Origin of the sequence: Priestia sp. BR_2 (assembly GCF_041954005.1) — a bacterium.
In the GTDB taxonomy this organism is placed as follows: Bacteria; Bacillota; Bacilli; order Paenibacillales; family Paenibacillaceae; genus Paenibacillus_AQ; species Paenibacillus_AQ lautus_A.
Window position 1 is genome coordinate 1 of the sequence record NZ_JAVFHM010000311.1, and the last position, 5130, is coordinate 5130.

Below are 5130 nucleotides of genomic sequence, written 5' to 3' on the forward strand. Positions count from 1 at the left end.
GCGCTATGACGGCTACGACACACGGATGTTTGCTCTTTGAAAACTACATACGCCAACGCTTAACCGGCAGATGGAAAACTGCTCATCAAACCAAAATCAAAAGAACGCTCATCGCCGCTTGGCTAGACCGGCAACCGAAGCCGGATGTTAAGGGTGAATCACCATCAAACAAATAATTTTGGATTTGAAAGGATTGGGAGTCTTGAAAAAAGTTGATATGGTTCGTCATTTAAACCGCGCACACACATTGTTCGAAAAAGGTGAATTTCATCTGAATGGCCATCCTGTTTGGATCGTGTTTCAGTATCCGAATCAATTTGACGAAGAATGGAATCGAATGATGGAACAATTGAAGTCGGATGAGGAGTTGGCTTCGATCGCGGCAAAATATCGGATTGATCAGATACAAACGAATGCTCGGATTTTTATATGCATGTGGAATGAGGATAAGAAGCAGGCGCTTTCGATGGAGTCTCCTGAAGCGAATACGGATCGTTTTCTCTGTACGAATGATATTGGGGAACTGTTGGATATTTTCATTCCTGGTGACGAAGGTGTGTTCGAAACGATTATTGATCATTTGGAGACCCGTCATGAGTGGTGGGAGCTAGAAGAGCTCGATGCAGGAAATGATGATATCTCAAAGATATACCGAAAGGAATTGATACTATGAGTAAATTGCCGAATGGAACAGGTATTTTTAATTGCCCTATATGTGGAGACTTAGCTAACCCGGATCGACTCTTGCAGATCGTTGAAGTCGAGCTTGATTCTGAGTTGCACGAACTTCCAGATGGATACGAAGCGACAATGTTTCAATGTGTAGGCTGTAGTAAAGAGTTTTCCCTGGCCGGAAATTTCATGATCCATGCTGTTTATACTGCTCCTGTCCCTTTAGATTTAAGTGAAATTGCGGCTGAGTTAGAATCAACATCGTTTCGAAGTGTGACCCAACTTCCTTTTTTGACGGATCAGAACTATGTGTATTTTCAAGGTTACGAGGATGGAACCGATATACCCGTTCAGATCCGTATCAACAAGAACACGTTCTCTGTCTATACCAGGTCACATACGGAAGACGGCTATTATGAACACAATGATCTGGAATATCGCCCGAATGGGGAAGACCACCGCAAGATGATGGAATCGATCGCAGATGAGCTTAAAGCCTTTTTGCTTGAGCGGAATATGTGGCATGGCGTTACGATCTTCTTCAACGGAAAAGCGTTCAGCGAGGATAAGGTGCTGGATAATGTGAACCCAACAGGTCCATTCGTTAACTGTAATCCAGAAACATTGACGGTTAGCTTCTACGAAAACCAACTATATGAAGCGTTCAGTAATGGGGATTTGGAAATACATGAGGCATTGAAAATGATGTTCTCTAAATATGGCTACTATTATGAATTGCGCCATAGGGATTACTTTTCAATTTATCCGTTTCTGCCAATATAAGAAAAGGTTGCGGCCAATAGGTGCTGTCTGTAATGATAACAAACTTCGAAGGGATGCGGTATTGGATGCAATTGACTTTGGATTTGTTTCAGGATGAATTATTTATTGTAAATTCTGATCTTGATAATCTGTTGATTACTGAAATGACTCTTACTGAATTCATGATGAATTCTAAATGGGAGGCCTTCCTGGATACAGAGGCTACAGGAGAAGGTAAGGGGAACTATTATATGAAGCAGCCGGATGGATCCAAGTTTAGGGGGGGCTGGATCGGGAAGTATCGATCTGCTGAGCAAGCAAAAAAGGAATTTCATTACCGTCAGTTATACTGGGCATTGCATGGGAATGGTTATTTCCTAGAAAAAGCACTAGCAAGCTATCCTAAACTTCATCAAGCCTATAAAGAAATTCAGGCTTATCGGAAGAGTGTATTTGTAAGTAAAGGGGATTATGTCCGGGTATGCTTAAATGGAGAGGATAGGTTCTTTCACATTCATGATTGTCCGATGTTTTCCCGGGTATCCATGAGGGCGTTTGTCAAAGGGCATGGGTTAGCAGAGCTAAATGGTAATATGGATCAGACATTTAATCCAATCGAAATTGCGTGTATTGCCATCGAGCAGGTAATGGAAGATAGAATCGGAAATCGTTATCGACCTTCTGACGTTTTTCCAGGTTTTAGCGAATTGGAGAATCTGACGGGGATGAAGATTAGATTCCGTATACCACAACAATTTAACGAGAAAAATGAACCTCAAGATTACAAGGTGTTAGAAGGCGTGTCACGCTTTAATGGGTGGAGTTATGGGCTGAGGGTTCATCTCGAAGGTGAACTTCAAGACGAAGACGAAGTGTACTTTGTCTTCCCTTCACAAATACTTCTTAACGAATGTTCAAATCTCAGCTAGACTCTGTTGCTAAATGCTTGAAGATAGATGTTACAGATCAAAAAAATAAAAGAGGCCCTGGTGCCAGGGCCTCTTAGAGGGAAAGTCAAAGGTGTAATCTTATCTTTTCCTAAATGAGTTTGATTTAATACATATCCACGCCATTGACTGAAACGAGTCGATGGCTTTTTTGTGCGCAAATGTTGCCCTGCCTGCGTGGCAGGGCTTCGGATTAAATGGTGGTTATCACGGACCTCGAAATGCCCAATTCCGCATTCCAATGTCCGTGATAACCGGCGAAGAATAATCCACGATGCAAAACCTTCTCGAAAGATAAAAAACCTTCAGGTAATCCACCCATCCATTTTAACTCGTTAAAATGCATTGGATGCGGAGTCCAAAACCATGTGTAAGCAGATTCGAAGAAGTACCCCTAACTTTGTTTCGCAAGTGTCCTCCAGCAGCTGCTTAAGGCTCCTTGCGTTTTCTTCAGGCACATCCGGGACGTGTGTCGTAACCGTTGATAATAGCAAACCACGCAGCCATCCTCCGAGCAAGGGTGGCTTTTCTCATTCGAGAACGCCAGCCCTCCGGGCAGACCTTTGCACTCCGGAAGCCTGCGCGGTAAGGGCGCTATGACGGCTACGACACACGGATGTTTGCTCTTTGAAAACTACATACGCCAACGCTTAACCGGCAGATGGAAACTGCTCATCAAACCAAAATCAAAAGAACGCTCATCGCCGCTTGGCTAGGCCGGCAACCGAAGCCGGATGTTAAGGGTGAATCACCATGAAATATCCCGATAGGATTTAGGAATCTTTCTGCCAAGTAAAAGACTTTTGCAAATGTTATGTAGGCAAGTGCAATTGAGACAACCACAAAAAATTATCTAGGAAGAAGGGAATTATAATGACAAAACAATATATTCTAAATCTCGAAACTTCTAAAATTGAATTGCATTTTTCTAAAGAAGAGTATCAATCTCTAACCACGGATGAAAAAAAGGCAATAAAAAGGGCATATATTTTCTCAGGTTCTCGTTCTGCTTGGGTGTCCCGTTCAACCAAAAATCATTATTCAGCTATCCGAGCAGCTAAACAACTAGGCTTTACAGATGGCGGTAAAACTGGAGAACGCTTGTCCTATGCTGAGGAAGTAGAAAGACAAGTAGAAAAAGCAGAAGCACGTATTGAGCGCTTCGAGAAGTATGCGGACAATGCGGAGACAAGAGCAAAGAACCTGCAAAAAGACATAAACAGTATGCACGGTGACATTTCATTTTTCACTCAACCGATTATTGCAGGACATGCAGGAAGTCAACGATTTGCGCGTCAAAGAGAAAAAATGTTTGACCGTTATCATAGAGGATTTGAAGAGTACCGAAAGAGTGAATATTTCCGTGATCGAGCCGAAACAGCACAACAAACGGCAAGTATGGGTAAATTTAAGGACAGAACATATTTAAGTAACAGAATTGAAGAAAGTAATAAAAATATCCGTGAATACCAGCGTCGAATTGTACAAGCAGAAGAAACTCAGAACGAAACATACATGGAAACTCTACTAGAGAAAATGGAATATGAATTAGATAAACTTGCATTTCTCCATAATAAAATGGACGAGATCGGCGGCGTTCAATTTAATAAAGATAATCTAAAGGCTGGTTATCTCGTTAAAATTCGCGGCAGATGGGATATCGTTGTTAAAGCGAATCCAAAGACTGTGGAGGTTAAGCCTGATGTTGTTCCATATACACTCAGGTACCCTTATGGTGAAATTCAGGATATGAAAATTCCAGAGGGATGGATGGAAAAGAAAAAGGAAGTAGTAGTTAATCCGTTTGAGGTAGATGATATTGTAGTTCGCACAGCTATTGGCGGCAATACAATTATTAGAGCTTTCCAAGTTGTTAAAAAGAGTGTTAAAAGCGTGACAATCAAACAAATATTTATAGAAAACAATATTCCTCAGATTAATAACTTTAAAATAGGAGTACCAGAGCGGCGCGCAGTTAAACAAGATAGAAATAACAATTTTGTGGTAAATCATGATGATTGGTATCTATACAAATACAACAGCGCAGTATAACGATGAGTAAAAAAACGGCCCTGGTAGCCAGGGCCGCATAGATAGGGAAAGTCATAGATGTATCCTTATTTTTTCCCTAAAGTAAGTGATTATGCATATCCACGCCATTGACTGGAACGAGTCGATGGTTTTTTTATGCGCAAATGTTGCCCTGCCTGCGTGGCAGGGCTTCGGATTATATGGTGGTTATCACGGACATCGAAATGCCCAATTCCGCATTCCAATGTCCGTGATAACCGGCGAAGAATAATCCCCGATGCAAAACCTTCTCGAAAGAAAAAAACCTTCAGGTAATCCACCCATCCATTTTAACTCGTTAAAATGCATTGGATGCGGACTTCTCCCGTTAACGGGAGAAGTCCAAACCCATGTAAGCAGATTCGAAGAAGCACCCCCGGCTTTGATTCGCAAGTGTCCTCCATCAGCTGCTTAAGGCTCCTTGCGTTTTCTTCAGGCACATCCGGGACGTGTGTCGTAACCGTTGATCATAGCAAACCACGCAGCCATCCTCCGAGCAAGGGTGGCTTTTCTCATTCGAGAACGCCATCCCTCCGGGCAGACCCTTGCACTCCGGAAGCCTGCGCGGTAAGGGCGCTATGACGGCTACGACACACGGATGTTTGCTCTTTGAAAACTACATACGCCAACGCTTAACCGGCAGATGGAAAACTGCTCATCAAACCAAAATCAAAAGAAC

General features: G+C 42.5%; 4 protein-coding genes. All 4 read left to right on the forward strand.

All coding sequences use genetic code 11. From position 1 onward, the window contains the following. Nucleotides 1-202: 202 nt before the first annotated feature. Entirely contained in the window at nucleotides 203-673 is a 471-nt protein-coding gene (locus RB298_RS26570; protein ID WP_486049352.1) for a hypothetical protein, read from the forward strand. Further along, a complete protein-coding gene (locus tag RB298_RS26575; RefSeq protein ID WP_486049354.1) occupies nucleotides 670-1455 on the forward strand; it encodes a hypothetical protein in 786 nt (261 codons plus the stop codon). Before RB298_RS26570 ends, RB298_RS26575 begins: the two co-directional genes overlap by 4 nt. 65 nt (nucleotides 1456-1520) lie before the next feature. Continuing rightward, nucleotides 1521-2363: a hypothetical protein gene (locus RB298_RS26580; protein ID WP_486049356.1), complete on the forward strand. Its 843-nt coding sequence runs from the start codon at nucleotides 1521-1523 to the stop codon at nucleotides 2361-2363. Nucleotides 2364-3254: 891 nt separating this feature from the next. Beyond that, nucleotides 3255-4433 carry a DUF3560 domain-containing protein gene (locus RB298_RS26585; RefSeq protein WP_486049358.1) on the forward strand — a complete coding sequence of 393 codons (1179 nt, stop codon included), beginning with the start codon at nucleotides 3255-3257 and terminating at the stop codon, nucleotides 4431-4433. Nucleotides 4434-5130 lie beyond the last annotated feature (697 nt).